This is a genomic window from Streptomyces sp. NPDC052721, from assembly GCF_040678315.1.
GTDB lineage: Bacteria > Actinomycetota > Actinomycetes > Streptomycetales > Streptomycetaceae > Streptomyces.
This window is the reverse complement of the sequence record NZ_JBFATL010000004.1, coordinates 200,792-219,132: the sequence shown is the minus strand read 5'-3', so window position 1 is coordinate 219,132 and position 18,341 is coordinate 200,792. Positions and strand designations below refer to the sequence as shown.

The window sequence follows — 18,341 nt, the reverse complement described above, 5'->3', positions numbered from 1 at the left end:
CATGGCTGTGCCGTCCCCACCCTCCCGTCCCCGGATTCCTGGCAGCGGCCTCGCCAAGGGCCTGGCCGTCACCCTCCGCACGATGACGAGGAAACACGTCACCGAGCAGTACCCGGACGCCCTGCCCGAACTCCCGCCCCGCACCCGTGGCGTGATCGGCCTGTTCGAGGAGAACTGCACGGTCTGCATGCTGTGCGCCCGTGAGTGCCCGGACTGGTGCATCTACATCGACTCCCACAAGGAGACGGTCCCGCCCGCCGCCCCCGGCGGCCGCGAGCGCAGCCGCAACGTCCTCGACCGGTTCGCGATCGACTTCTCCCTGTGCATGTACTGCGGTATCTGCATCGAGGTCTGTCCTTTCGACGCCCTGTTCTGGTCCCCGGAGTTCGAGTACGCCGAGACCGACATCCGCGACCTCACCCACGAGCGCGACAAGCTCCGCGAGTGGATGTGGACCGTGCCGGCCCCGCCCGCCCTGGACCCCGGCGCGGAGGAGCCCAAGGAGATCGTGGCCGCCCGCAAGACGGCCGAGAAGCTGGCCGCAGCCCAGGCCGAGCCGGCGGAGCAGCGGGAGGGTGAGTCGTGACCCTCGCCGCAGCAACGGCCACCGTGGCCGCCGCCGACCCGCACGGCTTCCTGTCCCCGACCGGCGTCGAGATCGCGTTCCTGCTCGTCGGCCTGGTCACCCTGGGCGCCGCGCTGGTCACCGTCACCACCCGGCAGCTGGTGCACGCCGCTCTGTGGCTGGTGGTCGCTCTCGGCGGCCTCGCCGTGGAGTACCTGCTGCTCACGGCCGAGTTCATCGCCTGGGTGCAGGTCCTGATCTACGTCGGTTCCGTCGTCGTCCTTCTCCTGTTCGGTCTGATGCTCACCAAGGCCCCCATCGGCCGCTCCCCGGACGCCGACTCCGGCAACCGCTGGGCCGCCCTCACGGTCGCGGTCGCCGCCGCCGTCGCCCTGGTGTGGGTGATCGTCGACGCCTTCCGGACCACCTGGATCGACCTGGACGGCCCGGCCGCCGGCACCACCGAGGTCACCGGCGCGAGCCTGTTCCGGCACTGGGTGCTGCCGTTCGAGGCCCTGTCCGTGCTGCTCCTCGCCGCGCTGGTCGGCGCGATCGTGCTCTCCCGTAAGGCCAGGGCGGACGCGACCGCCGCACCCGCGGTCCCCGGGAAGGAAGGGGTCCGCTGATGCACCTCGCCTACCCCGCCGTACTCTCCGCCCTCCTCTTCTGCACCGGCCTGTACGGCGTCCTCGCCCGCCGCAACGCGATCCTGGTCCTGATGTCGGTGGAGCTGATGCTCAACGCCGTCAACCTCAACCTGGTCGCCTTCGACGTCTGGCTCAGCCGCGCCGCGAGGGAGACCCTGCACTCCGGCCAGGCGCTGACGCTGTTCACCATCGCCATCGCCGCCGCCGAGATCGGCATCGGCCTGGCGATCGTGCTCGCCGTCCACCGCAACCGCGGCACCTCCGACATCGACAAGCTCCGCGACACCGCCGAGGGCCCCGAGGCCGCGGGCCCCGACACCGAGGGCCCCGGCACCTCCGCGGCCGAGAAGGCTGAGGCCAGCGCGTGACCACGACCACCCTCGCCGTCCTCGTCCCCCTCCTGCCGTTCCTGGGCGCCGCGGCCGGTCTGCTGCTCGGCCGCACCGCGCCCGCGTTCGTGCGCCCCCTCGCCGTGCTGCCGCCGCTGGCCTCCCTGGTGCTGGCCGCGCTGGTGGCCGTACGGCAGGGTGGCGGCGCGGCCGTCGACGCCCACACCGAGCTGACGCCCACCGGGTCCGTCCCGATCGAGCTGGCCCTGCACATCGACGGCTTCGCCGCGCTCGTCGCCGTCCTGGTCGCGTTCGTCGCGGCCTGCGTGCAGACCTACTCCACCGGCTACCTGCGCGACGACCCGCGCTACCCCTCGTACGCCGCTCTGGTCTCCCTGTTCACCTCCGCGATGCTCCTGGTCGTCTACTCCGGCGACCTGATCGTGCTGCTGGTCGGCTGGGAAGTCATGGGCATCTGCTCCTACTTCCTGGTCGGCCACTACTGGGAGACCCCCGAGGCCCGCGCCGCCTCCCTGAAGGCCTTCCTGGTCACCAAGCTCGGCGACGTGCCGTTCCTCATCGGCCTGTTCGCGCTGGCCGGCGACGCGGGGTCGTTCCGCGTCACGCGCGTCCTCGGCGCCGTCGCGAGCGGCGGCATCGACCACCCGACGGTGATCGCCCTGCTGCTGCTCGCGGGCGTCGCGGGCAAGTCGGCGCAGTTCCCGCTGCACACCTGGCTCCCGGACGCGATGGCGGGCCCGACGCCCGTCTCGGCGCTGATCCACGCCGCGACGATGGTCGCCGCCGGTGTCTACTTCATCGCCCGTCTCCTCCCGCTCTTCGAGGCCTCCCAGGCCGCGATGGTGGTCCTCGCCGTCATGGCCGCCGTCACGATGGCCGGCTCCGGTCTCGCCGCGCTCGCCCAGGACGACATCAAGCGCGTCCTCGCCTACTCGACGATCGGCCAGCTCGGTTACATGACGGGTGCACTAGCCGTCGGCGACCGCGGTGCCGCCGTCTTCCACCTCCTTACGCACGGCGCCTTCAAGGCGCTGCTGTTCCTCGCGGCCGGCGTGATCATCCACGCGGCCGGCACCAACTCGCTGGCCGCCATGTCCCGCATGCACGGCCTGCGCGACCGCATCCCGGACGCCTACTGGACGATGACCGTGGCGCTGCTCGCGCTCGCCGCGATCCCGCCCTTCAGCGGCTTCTTCTCCAAGGAGTCCGTCCTCGGCGCAGCCGAGCACGTGACCTCCGGCCACACCGAGCACGCCCCCGGCGCCGCCGGCTGGATCGTCCTCGTCGCCGGCCTGCTCACCGCCCTGCTCACGGCCGCGTACGCCGCCCGGCTGTGGCTGCTGGCCTTCCGCGGCCAGGGCGCCGAGGCCCCCGACCACGGCCGCCAGCCGCTGACGATGACCGTGGTGCTCTGGGTCCTGGCGATCCCCTCCCTCGCTCTGGGCGGACTCGCCTACCGCGCGCTGCCCGACTGGTTCGACGGCCGCGACCTGACCCCCACCCCGCTCACCTCGGTCCTCGGCACGGGCCTCGCCCTGGTCGGCGGGCTGCTCACCTACGGCTGCTGGCAGCGGACCACCCAGCTCGCCGCCCGCACCCCGCTGGGCGCGGTCGCCGCCCACCCGGAGGAGGACGCCGGACTGGTCGAGGCCGAGGCCATCGCCACCCACGAGCCGGCCTACGGCGACATCGCCTACGCCCCGGACCCGGCGGACCCCGCACGGCTGCTGCTCGGCCCGCTGCACCGGCCCGCCGCCGCCGGCTTCCACCTGGACGCCGTGTACCGGGCGCTGTTCGTCCGCCCGGTCCAGGCCGGGGCGAGTCTGGTCCGGTTCCTCGACCGCGAGGTCGTCGACACCTACGTACACGGCGCCGCCGCCCTGCCCCGGCTGCTCGGGGCCGCCGTACGGCGGGCGCAGACCGGCAATGTGCAGACCTATGTGAGCGCGCTGCTCGCCGGCACCGTCGTCCTGGCGGTCGCCGTCCTCCTCGTCGCCACGGGAGCGTGAGCAGGCGTGATCGATATCAACGAGTCCGTGATGCAGTTCCTTCTGGCATTCGTCGTCGTCGGCCCGCTCCTCGGCGCCGCCGCCGCTCTCCTCCCGGCCCCGCCCGGGCTGAAGGGGAAGTCGCCCGAGCAGGCCGTGCTGCGGCACGGCGTGACCGTGACCGGCGCGATCCTCATCGCCGCGATCGTCCTCGCGCTCGGCCTCGACCACGACCACCCGTCGAAGATGCAGGCCACGACCGACATCAGCTGGATCCCCGCGCTCGACGTGCGGATCCACCTCGGCATCGACGGCATCTCCCTCCCCCTTCTGGTCCTGACCGCGCTGCTGACCTTCCTCTGCGCGCTCTACTCCTACTCCAAGCCGCCGTCGGGCCCGTCCCCGAAGGCGTTCGTCGCCCTGCTGCTCCTGCTGGAGTCCGGCACCCTCGCGACCTTCGCCGTCCTCGACCTGCTGCTGTTCTTCCTCGCGTTCGAGATGGTGCTCATCCCGATGTACTTCCTCATCGCCCGCTGGGGCGGCGAGGGCCGGACCCGGGCCGCGTGGAAGTTCATCTTGTTCACGCTGCTCGGCTCCGTGGTCATGCTGCTCGGCCTGCTCCTGATCGGAATCAAGGCGGGCACGTTCGACATGGTGGCACTCGCCACTGACAACGGCCGGTCACTGACCACATCCGTGCAGGTCATCGCCGTTCTGGCGATCGGGATCGGGCTCGCGGTGAAGGCGCCGATGTGGCCGCTGCACAGCTGGCTGCCCGACGCCCACACCGCCGCGCCGACCGTCGGCTCGGTCCTGCTGGCGGGTGTCCTGCTGAAGATGGGTACGTACGGTTTCGTCCGCATCCTGCTGCCGGTGGCGCCGCAGGGCTTCCACACCTTCGCGCCGTACCTCGCCGCGTTCGCCGTCGTCGGGATCATCTACGGGTCCCTGGCCTGCCTGGCCCTGGCCAAGCGGGGCGCGAAGGGCGACCTCAAGCGCCTGATCGCGTACTCCTCCGTCGGCCACATGGGCTTCGTCCTGCTCGGCATCGCCACCATGACCCCGACCGGCGTGAACGGCGCCCTGTTCGCCAACATCGCCCACGGTCTCATCACCGGCCTGCTCTTCTTCCTGGTCGGCGCGCTCAAGGACCGCACCGGCACCACCGACCTCGACACCCTCGCGAAAGAGACGGGTGCCGCGCTGTACGGCAGGGCCCCGCGCCTCGGCGGCCTGCTCGCCTTCGGGGCCGTCGCCTCCCTCGGCCTGCCCGGACTCGCCGGGTTCTGGGGCGAGATGCTGGCCCTGTTCGGCGCCTTCCGGCCCGCCGCCGACCTCAGCCGCCCCGCCTTCCTCACCTTCATGGCCATCGGCGCGTTCGGCACCCTGCTCACCGCCGCGTACATGCTGATCGTGGTCCGCCGCGTCTGCATGGGCGGCGCCGAGCGGGAGGTGCCGAGACTCGCCGACGTCCACGGGTACGAGTTCGCGGCCTGGACCCCGCTCGTCACCCTCACCGTCCTCGCCGGACTGTGGCCGAAGGCCCTGCTCGGCCTGACCGACCCGGCCGTGCAGCAGCTCCTCGCAGGAGGCACCCGATGAGCGCCCAGCCGCTTGCCGAGTCGCTGGTCCAGTCCGTCGACTGGCTCGCGATCGCCCCGCCCACCCTCGCGGCCGTCGTGGCACTCGTCGTCCTCGTCGCCGACCTGTTCCTGCCGGAGCCCCGCAAGGCCGTGCTCGGCTGGATCTCGGTCGCGGGCCTCGCCGCGGCCACCCTGCTGCTCCTGCCCCTCCTGGACGGCGACCGCAGCACCTTCTGCCTCACCGGCCCCGCGCGCGCGTGCAGCTACACCGCCGACCACTTCACCCTCGTCATCCAGTTCCTGGTCCTCGGCGGCGCCCTGCTCGCGGCCCTGCTCTCCGTCACCCACCTGGACGACGAGCGGCGGCGCGTCCCCGCGGGCGAGTTCTGGTTCCTGCTGCTGTCCTCCGCGGCCGGCGCCGCCCTGCTGCCCGCCTCCCGGGACCTGGCCACCCTGATCGTCGCCCTGGAGGTGGCCTCCCTGCCGGCCTTCGCCCTCGTCGGCATCCGGCACGGCGACAAACGGTCCTCCGAGGCCGCCCTGAAGTTCTTCCTGTCCTCGGTGACCGCCACCGCGGTCAGCCTGATGGGCATCAGCTTCGTCTACGCCTCCACCGGAACCCTCTACCTCACCCAGGTCGCCCAGCGCCTCCCGCACGTCGACGGCCAACTGCACACCCTCGCCCAGGCCGGCGTCGTCCTCACTCTCGTCGGCTTCGCCTTCAAGACGGCCGCCGTGCCCTTCCACTTCTGGGTGCCCGACACCTACGTGGGCGCGCCCCTGCCGGTCGCCGCCTACCTGTCCGTCGTCGGCAAGGCCGTCGGCTTCTCCGGCCTCATCCTCGTCACGGTCGTCGCGTTCCCCTCGTACGCCGACGTCTGGGGGCCCGCGCTCGCCGCCCTGGCCGCCCTCACCATGACCGTCGGCAACGTCGCCGCCCTGCGCCAGCAGGCCACGCGCGCGTACAGCGCCGTACGGCTGCTCGCCTGGTCCTCCGTCGGCCAGGCCGGCTACCTGCTGGTGCCGATCGCCGCCGCCGGATACACCGAGGACGCCCAGAAGGCGATCGGTTCCACGGTGGCGTACGCCCTGATGTACGCCGCCGTGAACCTCGGCGCCTTCGCGGTGGCCGCCCTGGTGGGCCGCAGCCGCGCCCTGAACCGGATCAGCGACTACCGCGGCCTGTACGCCACCAACCCGCTCAGCGCGCTGCTGCTGGCCTTCTTCCTGCTGTGCCTGGCCGGGCTGCCGCCGGGCGTCATCGGCCTGTTCGCCAAGGTCACCGTGTTCTCGGCGGCCGTCGACGCGGGCCTCGGCTGGCTCGCCGTCGTCATGGCCGTCAACGTCGTGATCGCCCTCTTCTACTACCTCCAGTGGACGGCCCTGCTGTTCCGCGCCCCCGAGGGCGAGCCCGCCCGGCACCGCGTCCCGGCGCCCGTCACCGCCGCCCTCGCCGTCACCGGAGTCCTCGGCGTCGCCCTCTCCGGAGCACCCCAGCTGGTCCTCCGCTTCGCTGCCGGCGGACTGTTCTGAGGAGTCGCCACGCGCGCGTGGGGCACCCGTGCCGGCACGCGCGCGTGGCCGAACCCGCACGTCACCCGTACGGCCGTCGCGCACCGCCGTACGCACCGGGGAACTCGTGGCCGCCGCCTGGCGTTGTCACAGCGGGAGGGTCCACTGGATCAGAGTGTTCCCCAGATGCACGACTTGGAGGGCGCACCGTGCACCGCCGGCACAACGGGCTCAGGACCGCCGTACTCCTCGGGGGACTGTCCGCACTCATCATCGTCATCGGCAGCTTCTTCGGCCGCGCGGGACTCGTCGTCGCGGTCCTGGTCGCTCTGGGCACGAACGCGTACGCGTACTGGAACAGCGACAAGCTGGCGCTGCGCGCGATGCGGGCCCGCCCGGTCAGCGAGTTCGAGGCGCCGGCGCTGTACCGGATGGTGCGTGAACTGTCCACGCAGGCCCGCCAGCCCATGCCCCGGCTGTACATCTCGCCGACGGAGGCCCCGAACGCCTTCGCCACGGGCCGCAACCCGCGCAACGCGGCCGTGTGCTGCACCGAGGGCATCCTGCGCCTGCTGGACGAGCGGGAGCTGCGCGGCGTCATCGGCCACGAACTGAGCCATGTCTACAACCGGGACATCCTGATCTCCTCGGTCGCCGGCGCGCTCGCCTCCGTGATCATGTTCCTGGTGAACTTCGCCTGGCTGATCCCGGTCGGCCGCTCGGACGACGACGACGGCCCCGGCCTGTTCGGCATGCTGCTGATCATGATCCTCGGCCCGCTCGCCGCCAGCCTGATCCAGCTGGCCATCAGCCGCTCCCGGGAGTACGAGGCGGACGCCTCCGGCGCCCAGCTCACCGGGGACCCGCTCGCCCTGGTCGGCGCCCTGCGCAAGCTGGAGGCGGGCACCCGGCAGCTGCCGCTGCCCCCCGAGCCCCGGATCGAGACGGCGAGCCACATGATGATCGCCAACCCCTTCCGCCCGGGCCAGGGGCTGTCCAAGATGTTCTCCACCCACCCGCCTATGGCGGAGCGCATCGCCCGCCTGGAGAGGATGGCCGGTCGCCCGTGAAAACCGTCCTGAACGTCATCTGGCTCGTCCTGAGCGGCCTGTGGCTGTTCCTCGGCTATCTGCTCGCCGGCGTGCTGCTGTGCGTCACGATCATCGGCATCCCGTTCGGCATCGCCGCCTTCCGCATCGGGCTCTACGCCCTCTGGCCGTTCGGCTACACCACGGTCGAGCGGCGCGACGCGGGCGCCCCCTCGTGCGTCGGCAACGTGCTGTGGCTGATCCTGGCCGGCTGGTGGCTCGCGCTCGCCCACATCGCCACCGGCATCGCCCTGTGCGTCACGATCATCGGCATCCCGTTCGGCATCGCCAACTTCAAGCTGATCCCGGTCTCGCTGCTGCCCCTGGGCCGCGAGATCGTCCGCACCGACCAGCCGTTCGCGGCCCGCTGACCAACCGGCGTACGCCGTCCCCTCGTACGCGCCTCACGCCCCGATCCGCCCCGCACGCGCCTCACGCCCCGTGCCGCCCCGCCCACCAGCGCCGTACACCGAAGGCCGCCACGCCCACCACGAGTACGCCCGCGCCCACGGCCACCGAGGCCGCGGGCAGCGCGAACGCCAGCGTGGCGCAGCCCAGCAGGCCCACCGCGGGCACCACGCGCGAGCGCGGGGCCGCGCTCAGCGTCCAGGCCGAGGCGTTGGCGACGGCGTAGTAGGCCAGCACACCGAAGGACGAGAAGCCGATCGCACCGCGCACGTCCACCGTCGCGGCCAGCACCGCGACCACCGCGCCCACGGCCAGTTCCGCCCGGTGCGGCACCCGGAAGCGCGGGTGCACGGCCGCCAGCGCGCCCGGCAGGTGCCCGTCCCGGGCCATGGCGAGCGTCGTACGGGAGACCCCGAGGATCAGCGCGAGCAGCGAGCCCAGCGCGGCCACCGCCGCCCCCGCCCGCACCACGGGCACGAGCCCCGGCACCCCGGCCGCCCGCACCGCGTCGGCCAGCGGCGCCGCCGCGTGCCCGAGCCGGCCCGCGCCGAGGACACCGAGCACCGCGACGGCCACGCACGCGTACACCGCCAGCGCGATCCCCAGGGCCAGCGGGATCGCCCGCGGGATCGTGCGCGCCGGATCGCGCACCTCCTCCCCGAGGGTGGCGATCCGCGCGTACCCGGCGAACGCGAAGAACAGCAGCCCGGCGGCCTGGAGCACCCCGTCGGCACCCGCCGGCAGGCCGATGCCCAGCCGCCCCGCGTCGGCCCGCCCGGAGGCCAGGCACACCACGACCACGGCCGCCAGAACGGCCAGGACGACGGCCACGATCGTCCGCGTCAGCCACGCGGACTTCTGGATCCCGCCGTAGTTCACGGCGGTCAGGGCCACCACCGCCGCGACCGCCACCGCGTGCGCCTGTCCCGGCCACACGTACACGCCCACGGTGAGCGCCATGGCCGCGCAGGAGGCCGTCTTGCCGACCACGAAGGCCCAGCCGGCCAGGTATCCCCAGAAGGGGCCCAGCCGCTCCCTGCCGTACACGTACGTCCCGCCGGAGGCCGGGTAACGGGCGGCGAGCCGGGCCGAGGACATGGCGTTGCAGTACGCCACCACGGCGGCGAGGGCGAGCCCCGGCAGCAGCCCGGACCCGGCCGCCCGCGCGGCCGGCCCCAGGACCGAGAAGACGCCGGCGCCGATCATCGAACCGAGCCCGACGACCACGGCGTCCCGCACGCCCAGAGTGCGGCGCAGCCCGGCGTCGGTACGTGTCATGCGCCGCACCCTACTGACCGCGGCAACCGGCGGGTGGACCCGTGACGTCCTCTTCATCGACACGGCACGAACACGCGCGCGGCGCGCAGCGGATCCGGGAGCGAGAACGCTCAGGGAACCGACGGTGCGGACACAGCGCGGAAGGGCAGGTTCACGGCATGAGCATCATCGGTTGGATCATCCTGGGACTGCTGGCCGGAGCCATCGCCAAGGTCCTCCTGCCCGGACGCGACCCCGGCGGCTTCATCGGTACGACCCTCATCGGCATCGCGGGCGCGTTCATCGGGGGCTGGATCTCGGCCCGCTGGCTGGACCACCCGATCAGCAAGCACTTCTACGACGGCCCCACTTGGGCCGCGGCCGTCGGCGGCTCCCTGGTGCTGCTGATCGTCTACCGGATCCTGTTCGGCAACTCACGCGACTGAGCGCGCAGCGCGGCAGCAGCCGAGGCGCGGCGAACGCGAGGGTGGGCACCGCACCGCACGGTTCCGCACCGCGGGGTTCCGGCGGGGCGCGGGGTGCCCACCCTTCTTTCTCCTACCGGTAGTTCACGAACTGCAGCGCGAAGTCGAAGTCCTTGCCCTTCAGGAGGGCGATGACGGTCTGGAGGTCGTCGCGGCTCTTGGAGCTGACGCGCAGCTCGTCGCCCTGGACCTGGGCCTTCACGCCCTTGGGGCCCTCGTCGCGGATGATCTTCGCCACCTTCTTCGCGTTCTCCTGGGAGATGCCCTCCTGGATGGACGCGAAGATCTTGTACTCCTTGCCGGAAAGCTGCGGCTCGCCCGCTTCCAGCGCCTTCAGCGAGATGCCGCGCTTGATGAGCTTCGACTGGAAGACGTCGAGGACAGCCTTCACCCGGTCCTCGGAGTTCGCCTCCATGAGGATCTTGTCACCGGACCACGAGATCGAGGCCCCCACGCCCTTGAAGTCGTAGCGCTGCGAGATCTCCTTGGCGGCCTGGTTGAGGGCGTTGTCGACCTCCTGCCGCTCGACCTTCGAGACGATGTCGAAACTGGAGTCGGCCATGTCCTGTGGCTCCTTGTATCGGGGTGCGTATCGGGTGCGTGCCGGCGTGCGCGGCGGCGACCGCCGGGCCCGGTGGAGTACCGGGCCGCATCCGCACCAGCCTAGCCACCCCGCGCCCCGCCGGGTGGAGATCAATCGGGTGGCGAAGCACCCCCGGGCATCGGGTATTGTTTACGTCGTTGCCGGGGAACACCGCCGAAAGCGGGTTCGAAACGGCAGCCCTACCCGGCGGTGTGCCCGAGCGGCCAAAGGGAGCAGACTGTAAATCTGCCGGCTCAGCCTTCCCAGGTTCGAATCCTGGCGCCGCCACACGGGATCGAGGCCCCGTGATCTGCGAGAGCAGATCACGGGGCCTTTGTCGTTGTCTCCGGGGGGCGCTCCCGGGGCCCGGGTGCCGCCGTTCGCGCTTCGGCCCCGCATCTCACTAGAATCGAACGTGTGAACGAGGACCGTCCGCTGACGCGTCTCGACATGCTGCGCTTCGCCCGCCGCGTCGTCGAACACCAGGCCGCCAGGCAGCTCGCGCTGATGGACCGGTGGATCGCCGACGAGGAACGCCGGGAGGCCGAACGGCAGCGCCGCCTCGGCGCCCAGGCCGCCGCGGAGTGGGCCATCGAGCGCGGTCTCAACGGCCGGAACGCGGTGTACGTCCACGTCGGCGGCTGTACGGGCGCCGGCGGCGGGCGGGCCAAGGGCGTCGGCCGGGAGCAGGCGGTACTCGCCCTCACCGAAGGAGGAGTCCCCGCGTGCCCGCTGTGCCGGCCGGACACCGCGCTGGGGATTCTCGAATGACCGGCCCGGGTGCGGGCCCGGCCGGTCCGGATGATGCTGGAGCCATGGCCGGGAAACGTCCCATCATCGTGCACCTGCCGTCCCCGACCGGCGGTCGCCGGGTGCGGGTGGACGGCGAGATCCTCGGCCTCGCGCACAACGTGGGGGACCTGGTGGAGTTCCTGCGCCGGGCGGGGCTGGAGATCGAACCGGAGGAGGTGGCCGACTCGCCGCTGATCGACTGGCGCGGAGTGGGCCCTGACCGGTGGGAGGCGGAGACCCGGACCTGATCACGCCGCCGCCGTCGCCCGGGAGAGGTGCGTGGACCGCCCGCTCGGGCACACTGACGGCATGTCCTCCCGACGCAGAACCTGTCCCGTGTGCCACCGCGACATCGCCGTCGTCGCGGGCCGCTTCGCACGGCACGACCCGCCCGGGGCGCGGGAGAGCGGGGAACTCGTCTCCTGCGCCGGGTCTCGACGGCCGGCGCAACTCGGGGCGGTGCAGCCGTCCTTGGACGGTTACGCCGTGCCGGACTTTCCCGGGCAGCTGCCGCTGTTCTGAGCGCTGCGCTGACGGGCCGACAGCGGGCGGGCAGGACTTCCCTACGGCTCGTCAGCACTGCCGTGCCGGGAGGGTGAGCAGGGGCGAGGCGGGCTTGCCCGGTCAACGGCCGGCGGACCGGCTCAGTTCCCGGCCACCGACTTCACCGCGACCGACACCGGCGTCGAACCGCTGATCAGCTCCAGTGTGAGACCGGCCGTCGCCGGCGTGTCCACCAGCTCCGCGAGGACGGTGGCCACGTCGTCCCGGGGGATCGAGCCGCGCCCCGTGTGCGCCTCCAGCCGGACCAGGCCGGTACCCGCGTCGTCCGTCAGCGAGCCCGGGCGAAGGATCGTCCAGTCCAGCGTCTGCTGCCGGGTGACGTAGGCGTCGGCCTCACCCTTGGCACGCAGGTACACGTCGAAGACGTCGTCCCCCTGGTGCGCGGGATCCGCGCCCATCGAGGACACCACCACGAAGCGGCGTACGCGCGCGCGTACGGCCGCGTCCGCGAACAGCACCGCCGCGCCCCTGTCCACGGTGTCCTTGCGGGCCGCGCCGCTGCCCGGGCCCGCGCCGGCCGCGAACACCGCCGCGTCCGCGCCCTGCAGGTGCGCCGCGACCTCCTCCACCGAGGCGGACTCCAGGTCGAGCAGGACCGGCTCGGCACCGGCCGCGCGCAGATCGTCGCCCTGCTCGGCTGTGCGGATGATGCCCGCGACCTCGTCCCCGCGCGCGGAGAGCAGACGCTCCAGCCGCAGCGCGATCTGACCATGACCACCAGCGATGACAATGCGCATGAAACCGACCGTACGCCCGGAGAGCCGCATCCGCCGTACGAGTCGACCGCCGGGCCCGAAGCGCCCCGAAGACGCGCCGGCACCCCGGGCGCCGGTGTACGAACGGGGCCGTTCGCACGGTGGGCACCGCTCCCCGGCGCCCGCTCCGCGCGCGGGGGCGAGCCTCGCGAGAAGGGGGCGATCAGGCGCCCCGGACACCCCGTTCCACGGCCCGCACGCATCCCGCTTCGTCCCCCAAGCGCGCGCCCGCCGACACCGCCTCACAAGCGAACCACCCCGAAACACCTTGCGCCACCCGGAAGCGCCCCCGCGCCACCCAGAAGCTTTCCGGCGCCGCCCCGGCCAGGTCCCGAAGCCCCGGCCGGCTCCCGCACCGCCCTTTGCCGCCCCCGCCCGCACCGGCGGCCCCCGCTCACGACAACTCCCCCCGCCCCTGTCGCGGCAGGCCCAGTTCCGCTGTCGCCGCTGAGTTGCAGTACTCGCGGACCGCGCTCGTGCGGGCCACCACTCGGCCGCGGTGCACGACGATCCGGCTGTAGGCCAGGGACAGCGCGCCGGGGAGGTGGTCGCCGCGTACGGCCAGCAGCTCGGCCGGGAAGCCCGCTTCCACGCGGACCTCCGGCAGGCCCAGCACCGCGCGTGCCGAGGCGCACACGGCGTCGTAGGCGTCCTGGGGGCGCAGGCCGTGGGCGGAGGCGAGGAGGTAGGCGGCCTCCAGCGGGTCGCCGCGGCCGACGGGGTTGGACACGTCGCGCAGGGCGCCACTGCCGGCCGCCACCCGCACCCCGGCGGCGCGCAGCAGCCGTACCGGCGCCGTGCCCCGCCGGTCCGTGCCGCCGCAGCCGCCCTGGGGCAGGCACACGACCGTCACGCCGGCCGCCGCGAGCTGGTCGGCGACGCGGGAGGCGGCCTCGGTGGGCAGACGGGCGAGACCGGCGCACGGTCCGATCGTCACGCCGGGGCGCAGGCCCCCCGCCATGGCCGCGAGCCGGGAGAGCCGGGCCGGGTCGGCGGCGTCCGTGTGCAGGTCCACCGGGCAGCCGTGTTCGGAGGCCACCTCCAGGACCGTCTCCACGTAGCCGGTGGGATCCGGGTCCAGGTCCGGGCAGCCGCCCACCACACTGGCGCCCATCTTCACCGCGTCCCGCAGCATCGCGAGCCCGTCGGCCCCGGCCGCCCCGGTCAGCAGCCGTGGCATCGCCACCGCCGTCAGCTCCGCCAGCCCCCGCAGCGACCGCCGCGCCTGAAGGACCGCGCCCAGCGCCCCGAGCCCCTGGACGTCGCCCACGCGCACATGCGCGCGTACGGCCGTCGCCCCGTGCCCGAGCTGGAGCAGGGCCGCCTCCGTGGCCCGGCGCTGGACGTCCTCGGGGGTGTACGACGCGGGGCCGGGGCGTTCGGCGGACAGGGCGGTGTCGCCGTGGGCGTGCGGTTCGGCCGGCGCCGGCAGGAGCAGGTAGCCGCTCAGGTCCACGCGTGTGGCGCTCGTCCGCGCCGGACCCGGCGCGAGACTGCCGGTGGTGCCCACGGCCTCGATGCGCCCGCCGCCCAGCCGTACGTCCACGGTCCGGCCGTCGGTGAGCCGTGCCCCGCAGAGCAGGAGCGCGGCCTGGTCGGACGGTCCGGAGGACCCCGACGAGTTCGACGGTGGTTGCGGCTGCGGCTGGCTCTCGGGCATCGCGCTCCAGGGTGGGGGCCGGGGGGCGGGCGGGCCGGCGTGAGGGAATCGGGGCCGTCCACCGCCCCAAGATCACGCAGAGTGAGTCGAGCCTAGGGCGACGAGCCGCGCGGGACGCGCAGGAGCGCAATAGTCGTACCGGCGTGGTCCGCCGCAGGCGGTACACGCGACGGCAGACGCACAGCAGGTCCCGTGCGGCAGGCGCCCACACGCGCGCCCGCGCGCGTGCCGTCGGCGATCGCGCCGTACCTCCCGGGGTGCAAGGGGCTGCCGAGCGGGCTGTGCGGAGAGTTCCGGCGGGCGGCGGGATACGGATTTGGGTGAACGGCGGCGGACCGTGTAATGTCTTCATCGCTCGCCCCAATAGCTCAGTCGGCAGAGCGTCTCCATGGTAAGGAGAAGGTCAACGGTTCGATTCCGTTTTGGGGCTCTGATGTGAGAGGTTCCCGCCGCGAGGCGGGGGCTGATCTCATCAAAGCGGTGTAGCTCAGTCGGTAGAGCAAGCGGCTCATAATCGCTGTGTCACCGGTTCAAGTCCGGTCACCGCTACTGACAGTAGCCGATTGCGGGGTCGGTCCTTCGATCGGCTACTCTTTCGTTGAATCAGTCCACCCGTTCGTCTTAGGAGCACTCACGTGGCTGCCACCGACGTCCGCCCGAAGATCACGCTGGCCTGCGTGGAGTGCAAGGAGCGGAACTACATCACCAAGAAGAACCGGCGTAACAACCCGGACCGTCTTGAGATGAAGAAGCACTGCCCGCGTTGCAACGCGCACACCGCGCACCGCGAGACGCGATAAACAGGCTCGTCCGTGAGGCCGTCCCCTTCCGAGGGGGCGGCCTCACGGCGTTTTACCGGCTCGGCACCCACTCCGCCGTACCCGCCCGCCGCGCCGCCCCCGTGCGCATTCCGCGGCTGGTTTCCGGCTAATTTGGGGCCAGCACAGCAGACATCAGGAGGTGCCGGGCCATGGCGCTCGACCAGTCCTTCGTGGGACGGACCTACCCGCCCACCGCGCCCTATGAGGTGGGCCGGGAGAAGATCCGCGAGTTCGCCGAGGCGGTGGGCGAGACCAACCCGGTGTACACGGATCCCGAGGCCGCCAAGGCATTCGGCTACTCCGACGTGATCGCCCCGCCGACCTTCGTGTTCTCCATCACGTTCCGCGCGGCCGGCCAGGTCGTCGAGGACCCGCGGCTGGGGCTGGACTACAGCCGCGTGGTGCACGGCGACCAGAAGTTCGCCTACGCCCGCCCGGTGCGCGCCGGCGACCGGCTCACGGTCACCTCCACGATCGAGGCGATCAAGTCCCTCGCGGGCAACGACATCCTGGACATCCGCGGTGAGGTGCACGACGAGGCCGGCGAGCGCGTCGTGACCGCCTGGACCAAGCTCGTGGCCCGCGCGGCCGAGGAGGCGTGAGGACCCGATGACGGCGAAGATCGCCTACGACGACGTCGAGGTCGGCACCGAGCTGCCGGCGCAGACCTTCCCCGTGACCCGTGCCACGCTCGTGCGCTACGCGGGCGCCTCCGGGGACTTCAACCCGATCCACTGGAACGAGAAGTTCGCCAAGGAGGTGGGCCTGCCGGACGTCATCGCACACGGCATGTTCACCATGGCCGAGGCGATCCGCGTGGTCACCGACTGGACCGGCGACCCGGGCGCGGTCGTGGAGTACGGCGTCCGCTTCACCAAGCCCGTCGTCGTCCCGAACGACGACCAGGGCGCCCTGATCGAGGTCAGCGGCAAGGTCGCGGCCAAGCTGGACGACAACACCGTACGGGTGGACCTGACAGCGATGAGCGCCGGCCAGAAGGTGCTGGGCATGTCCCGGGCGGTCGTACGGCTCGCCTGACGGCCCCTGTGGCGCGGGTAAGGGGCGTCCTCCTGGAGGGGCGCCCCTTACGCATGTGGCCTCACACACGGCAGCACACAACCTTGACGAAGTTAGTGATTGAGTACTAACTTCCCGGCATGCCCAGGATGAGCGCAGAGGAGCGACGCGAGAGCGTCATCCGCGCGGCGACCGCCGAGTTCGCGCGCGGCGGCTACCACGGCACCTCGACGGAGGCCATCGCCAAGCGGGTCGGTGTTTCGCAGCCGTACCTCTTCCGGCTCTTCCCCGGCAAGAAGGCGATCTTCCTGGCGGCGGCCGAACGCTGCGTGGAGGACACCATCCGGACCTTCGAGGAGGCCTCGCAGGGGCTGCGCGGCGAAGACGCCCTGCACGCCATGGCGAACGCGTACACCAAGGTCATCGCGGAGCGGCCCGAGTGGCTGATGATGCAGATGCAGATGTACATCGCCGTGGCCGCCGCGGAGCAGGAGGGTGACCGGGAGTTCGGCGAGAGCGTACGGGCCGGCTGGATGCGGCTGTGGGACACCGTGCGGCTGGCGCTCGGTGCGGACGTCGACGGGACCACCGCCTTCCTGGCGCACGGAATGCTCATCAACTGCCTGGTGGCCATGGGTTTCCCGCCCGAGCACCGGGTATGGGAGGGGCTCTATCCGTCGGCCCGGCTCACGGGTCGCCTGGAGGCGTAGGGGTCTGGTCTGGCCCTGTCGCCTTGGAGGGCATTGGCATGCCCAAGAAAGTTAGTCAGCAATAACTAACTAAGATCCCTGGGGGGACGATGGCACCGCAGACAGCAACACCCGGCACCACCCCATCGCGTCGAAGCGCCGTATGGGCCCTCGTCATCACGAGCGTCGCCGGCTTCATGGCGTCCCTGGACAACCTCGTCGTCACCACCGCCCTGCCCTCCATCCGCAAGGACCTCGGCGGGGCCCTGGACGACCTGGAGTGGACCGTGAGCGCGTACACGCTCACCTTCGCCGTCCTGCTGATGTTCGGCGCCGCGCTCGGCGACCGCTTCGGACGCCGGCGGATGTTCATCGCCGGCCTCGCCGTCTTCACCGGCGCCTCCGCCGCCGCGGCCATGGCACCCGGCATCGGCTCCCTGATCGCCGCCCGCGCGGTCCAGGGCGTCGGCGCGGCCGTGATGCTGCCGCTCACGCTGACCCTGCTCACGGCGGCCGTGCCCGCGGCCAGGCGCGGGACGGTGTACGGCATCTGGGGCGCCGTGAACGGACTCGCCGTCGCCTCAGGGCCGCTGATCGGCGGCAGCCTCACCGAGCACGTCTCCTGGCACTGGATCTTCTGGCTGAACGTCCCGCTGGGCCTCGCCGCGCTGCCGCTCGCCCGGTTGCGCCTCGCCGAGTCCCACGGCACCGGCGCCCGCCTCGACCTTCCCGGCACACTGCTCGCCAGCGGCGGGCTCTTCGGGATCGTGTACGGCCTGGTCCGTGGCCCCGCCGACGGCTGGACCGACTCCGTGGTGCTGACCGCGCTCGGCGCGGGCGGGGCGCTGCTGGCGGGCTTCGTCGGCTACAGCTCCCGCGCGGCGCACCCGATGCTGCCCATGCGGCTCTTCCGCTCCCGGGCCTTCTCCGGGATCAACGCCGCCAGCCTGCTGATGTTCGTCGGGATGTTCGGCTCGATCTTCCTGCTCAGCCAGTACATGCAGGGCGTGCTCGGCTACTCGCCCACCGAGGCGGGACTGAGGATGCTGCCGTGGACCGGCATGCCGATGCTCGTCGCGCCCGTCGCCGGGATCCTCTCCGACCGGGTCGGCGGCCGGCCGGTCGTCGCCGCGGGCCTGTTCCTGCAGGCAGCCGGCCTCGGCTACATGGCCCGGGTGGTCACCACGGACGCCTCCTACGCCGTCCAGCTGCCCGCCCTCGTCATCAGCGGCGTCGGCATGGCCCTGTACTTCGCGCCGGCCGCCAGCCTGGTCATGGCCGGCGTCCGCCCGCAGGAGCAGGGGATGGCCTCCGGCGCGAACAACGCGCTGCGCGAAGTGGGCGGCGCGCTCGGCATCGCGGTGATGTCGTCGATCTTCTCCGCGCAGGGCGGTTACGAGTCCGCGCAGAGCTTCGTGGACGGTCTGCGGCCGGCCCTGGTCACCGGCTCGGCGGTGGTCGCCCTCGCCGCGGTCGCGGCCCTGGTGATCCCCGGCCGCCGGAGCACCGCCCCCACGGCCGGGGAGACGCCCGCGCCGGTCCTCGAAACCGCCTCCCGCTGACCCGCCACTCCCACG

General features: G+C 72.5%; 21 protein-coding genes and 3 tRNA genes. 20 read left to right on the top strand and 4 right to left on the bottom strand.

All coding sequences use genetic code 11. The features are described 5' to 3' along the window. Nucleotide 1: 1 nt before the first annotated feature. From AB0L21_RS06285 to AB0L21_RS06250, 8 genes are all read left to right on the top strand, one after another. On the top strand, nucleotides 2–586 hold the full coding sequence (locus tag AB0L21_RS06285) for an NADH-quinone oxidoreductase subunit I (protein WP_365782505.1): 585 nt from the start codon (nucleotides 2–4) through the stop codon (nucleotides 584–586). Further along, nucleotides 583–1,191, top strand: coding sequence for an NADH-quinone oxidoreductase subunit J (locus tag AB0L21_RS06280; RefSeq protein WP_365782503.1), 609 nt, complete (start codon nucleotides 583–585; stop codon nucleotides 1,189–1,191). Before AB0L21_RS06285 ends, AB0L21_RS06280 begins: the two co-directional genes overlap by 4 nt. Beyond that, nucleotides 1,191–1,580: an NADH-quinone oxidoreductase subunit NuoK gene (nuoK, locus tag AB0L21_RS06275; protein WP_365704512.1), complete on the top strand. Its 390-nt coding sequence runs from the start codon at nucleotides 1,191–1,193 to the stop codon at nucleotides 1,578–1,580. Before AB0L21_RS06280 ends, nuoK begins: the two co-directional genes overlap by 1 nt. Beyond that, nucleotides 1,577–3,571, top strand: coding sequence for an NADH-quinone oxidoreductase subunit L (locus AB0L21_RS06270; RefSeq protein ID WP_365782501.1), 1,995 nt, complete (start codon nucleotides 1,577–1,579; stop codon nucleotides 3,569–3,571). The genes nuoK and AB0L21_RS06270 overlap by 4 nt, the downstream gene beginning before the upstream one ends. 6 nt (nucleotides 3,572–3,577) lie before the next feature. Continuing rightward, a complete protein-coding gene (locus AB0L21_RS06265; protein WP_365704516.1) occupies nucleotides 3,578–5,152 on the top strand; it encodes an NADH-quinone oxidoreductase subunit M in 1,575 nt (524 codons plus the stop codon). After that, nucleotides 5,149–6,666: an NADH-quinone oxidoreductase subunit N gene (locus AB0L21_RS06260; protein WP_365782499.1), complete on the top strand. Its 1,518-nt coding sequence runs from the start codon at nucleotides 5,149–5,151 to the stop codon at nucleotides 6,664–6,666. The genes AB0L21_RS06265 and AB0L21_RS06260 overlap by 4 nt, the downstream gene beginning before the upstream one ends. 188 nt (nucleotides 6,667–6,854) lie before the next feature. Then, the gene (htpX, locus tag AB0L21_RS06255; RefSeq protein ID WP_365782497.1) at nucleotides 6,855–7,715 is read left to right on the top strand and encodes a zinc metalloprotease HtpX; all 861 of its coding nucleotides are present in this window, start codon (nucleotides 6,855–6,857) and stop codon (nucleotides 7,713–7,715) included. Continuing rightward, nucleotides 7,712–8,104, top strand: coding sequence for a YccF domain-containing protein (locus AB0L21_RS06250; RefSeq protein ID WP_365704522.1), 393 nt, complete (start codon nucleotides 7,712–7,714; stop codon nucleotides 8,102–8,104). The genes htpX and AB0L21_RS06250 overlap by 4 nt, the downstream gene beginning before the upstream one ends. 61 nt (nucleotides 8,105–8,165) lie before the next feature. Here AB0L21_RS06250 and AB0L21_RS06245 read toward each other — a convergent pair whose 3' ends face one another. Then, nucleotides 8,166–9,419, bottom strand: a complete 1,254-nt coding sequence (locus AB0L21_RS06245; protein ID WP_365782495.1) for an amino acid permease — start codon at nucleotides 9,417–9,419, stop codon at nucleotides 8,166–8,168. Between the two features lie 158 nt (nucleotides 9,420–9,577). Here AB0L21_RS06245 and AB0L21_RS06240 point away from each other — a divergent pair, with 158 nt between their 5' ends. Beyond that, nucleotides 9,578–9,844 carry a GlsB/YeaQ/YmgE family stress response membrane protein gene (locus AB0L21_RS06240; protein ID WP_365704526.1) on the top strand — a complete coding sequence of 89 codons (267 nt, stop codon included), beginning with the start codon at nucleotides 9,578–9,580 and terminating at the stop codon, nucleotides 9,842–9,844. A 112-nt stretch (nucleotides 9,845–9,956) separates the two neighbouring features. Here AB0L21_RS06240 and AB0L21_RS06235 read toward each other — a convergent pair whose 3' ends face one another. Continuing rightward, a complete protein-coding gene (locus AB0L21_RS06235; protein ID WP_103812770.1) occupies nucleotides 9,957–10,445 on the bottom strand; it encodes a YajQ family cyclic di-GMP-binding protein in 489 nt (162 codons plus the stop codon). A gap of 227 nt (nucleotides 10,446–10,672) precedes the next feature. Between AB0L21_RS06235 and AB0L21_RS06230 the strand changes: the two genes are divergently transcribed. From AB0L21_RS06230 to AB0L21_RS06215, 4 genes are all read left to right on the top strand, one after another. Further along, nucleotides 10,673–10,754 (top strand) — tRNA-Tyr (locus AB0L21_RS06230). Nucleotides 10,755–10,883: 129 nt separating this feature from the next. Beyond that, complete coding sequence (locus AB0L21_RS06225) at nucleotides 10,884–11,237, top strand: DUF6233 domain-containing protein (RefSeq protein ID WP_365704528.1); 354 nt, start codon at nucleotides 10,884–10,886, stop codon at nucleotides 11,235–11,237. 44 nt (nucleotides 11,238–11,281) lie between these two features. Continuing rightward, nucleotides 11,282–11,506, top strand: a complete 225-nt coding sequence (locus AB0L21_RS06220; RefSeq protein ID WP_176985687.1) for a hypothetical protein — start codon at nucleotides 11,282–11,284, stop codon at nucleotides 11,504–11,506. A gap of 61 nt (nucleotides 11,507–11,567) precedes the next feature. Next, the gene (locus AB0L21_RS06215; RefSeq protein ID WP_365704531.1) at nucleotides 11,568–11,780 is read left to right on the top strand and encodes a hypothetical protein; all 213 of its coding nucleotides are present in this window, start codon (nucleotides 11,568–11,570) and stop codon (nucleotides 11,778–11,780) included. Between the two features lie 122 nt (nucleotides 11,781–11,902). Here AB0L21_RS06215 and AB0L21_RS06210 read toward each other — a convergent pair whose 3' ends face one another. Further along, on the bottom strand, nucleotides 11,903–12,559 hold the full coding sequence (locus AB0L21_RS06210; protein ID WP_365782493.1) for an NAD(P)H-binding protein: 657 nt from the start codon (nucleotides 12,557–12,559) through the stop codon (nucleotides 11,903–11,905). Nucleotides 12,560–12,971: 412 nt separating this feature from the next. Beyond that, on the bottom strand, nucleotides 12,972–14,237 hold the full coding sequence (locus AB0L21_RS06205; protein WP_365782491.1) for an amidohydrolase family protein: 1,266 nt from the start codon (nucleotides 14,235–14,237) through the stop codon (nucleotides 12,972–12,974). A 357-nt stretch (nucleotides 14,238–14,594) separates the two neighbouring features. Between AB0L21_RS06205 and AB0L21_RS06200 the strand changes: the two genes are divergently transcribed. From AB0L21_RS06200 to AB0L21_RS06170, 7 genes are all read left to right on the top strand, one after another. Continuing rightward, nucleotides 14,595–14,667, top strand: a tRNA-Thr gene (locus tag AB0L21_RS06200). A gap of 46 nt (nucleotides 14,668–14,713) precedes the next feature. Then, nucleotides 14,714–14,786 (top strand) — tRNA-Met (locus AB0L21_RS06195). Nucleotides 14,787–14,872: 86 nt separating this feature from the next. Next, nucleotides 14,873–15,037, top strand: a complete 165-nt coding sequence (gene rpmG / locus AB0L21_RS06190) for a 50S ribosomal protein L33 (protein WP_003948671.1) — start codon at nucleotides 14,873–14,875, stop codon at nucleotides 15,035–15,037. A 170-nt stretch (nucleotides 15,038–15,207) separates the two neighbouring features. Beyond that, on the top strand, nucleotides 15,208–15,660 hold the full coding sequence (locus AB0L21_RS06185) for a MaoC family dehydratase N-terminal domain-containing protein (protein WP_365704537.1): 453 nt from the start codon (nucleotides 15,208–15,210) through the stop codon (nucleotides 15,658–15,660). 7 nt (nucleotides 15,661–15,667) lie between these two features. Then, the gene (locus AB0L21_RS06180; RefSeq protein ID WP_059252014.1) at nucleotides 15,668–16,096 is read left to right on the top strand and encodes a MaoC family dehydratase; all 429 of its coding nucleotides are present in this window, start codon (nucleotides 15,668–15,670) and stop codon (nucleotides 16,094–16,096) included. A gap of 119 nt (nucleotides 16,097–16,215) precedes the next feature. Beyond that, nucleotides 16,216–16,785 (top strand): helix-turn-helix domain-containing protein, encoded by a 570-nt coding sequence (locus AB0L21_RS06175; RefSeq protein WP_365782489.1) that lies wholly within the window; start codon nucleotides 16,216–16,218, stop codon nucleotides 16,783–16,785. Between the two features lie 89 nt (nucleotides 16,786–16,874). Continuing rightward, nucleotides 16,875–18,326: an MFS transporter gene (locus AB0L21_RS06170; RefSeq protein ID WP_365782487.1), complete on the top strand. Its 1,452-nt coding sequence runs from the start codon at nucleotides 16,875–16,877 to the stop codon at nucleotides 18,324–18,326. Nucleotides 18,327–18,341 lie beyond the last annotated feature (15 nt).

Coding starts and splice junctions, on each gene's coding strand:
- AB0L21_RS06205 (WP_365782491.1), bottom strand. CDS start 14,237: ATGCCCGAGAGCCAGCCGCAGCCGCAACCACCGTCGAACTCGTCGGGG.
- AB0L21_RS06185 (WP_365704537.1), top strand. CDS start 15,208: ATGGCGCTCGACCAGTCCTTCGTGGGACGGACCTACCCGCCCACCGCG.
- AB0L21_RS06235 (WP_103812770.1), bottom strand. CDS start 10,445: ATGGCCGACTCCAGTTTCGACATCGTCTCGAAGGTCGAGCGGCAGGAG.
- nuoK (WP_365704512.1), top strand. CDS start 1,191: ATGCACCTCGCCTACCCCGCCGTACTCTCCGCCCTCCTCTTCTGCACC.
- AB0L21_RS06220 (WP_176985687.1), top strand. CDS start 11,282: ATGGCCGGGAAACGTCCCATCATCGTGCACCTGCCGTCCCCGACCGGC.
- AB0L21_RS06175 (WP_365782489.1), top strand. CDS start 16,216: ATGCCCAGGATGAGCGCAGAGGAGCGACGCGAGAGCGTCATCCGCGCG.
- AB0L21_RS06260 (WP_365782499.1), top strand. CDS start 5,149: ATGAGCGCCCAGCCGCTTGCCGAGTCGCTGGTCCAGTCCGTCGACTGG.
- AB0L21_RS06210 (WP_365782493.1), bottom strand. CDS start 12,559: ATGCGCATTGTCATCGCTGGTGGTCATGGTCAGATCGCGCTGCGGCTG.
- AB0L21_RS06180 (WP_059252014.1), top strand. CDS start 15,668: ATGACGGCGAAGATCGCCTACGACGACGTCGAGGTCGGCACCGAGCTG.
- AB0L21_RS06240 (WP_365704526.1), top strand. CDS start 9,578: ATGAGCATCATCGGTTGGATCATCCTGGGACTGCTGGCCGGAGCCATC.
- AB0L21_RS06215 (WP_365704531.1), top strand. CDS start 11,568: ATGTCCTCCCGACGCAGAACCTGTCCCGTGTGCCACCGCGACATCGCC.
- AB0L21_RS06170 (WP_365782487.1), top strand. CDS start 16,875: ATGGCACCGCAGACAGCAACACCCGGCACCACCCCATCGCGTCGAAGC.
- AB0L21_RS06245 (WP_365782495.1), bottom strand. CDS start 9,419: ATGACACGTACCGACGCCGGGCTGCGCCGCACTCTGGGCGTGCGGGAC.
- AB0L21_RS06285 (WP_365782505.1), top strand. CDS start 2: ATGGCTGTGCCGTCCCCACCCTCCCGTCCCCGGATTCCTGGCAGCGGC.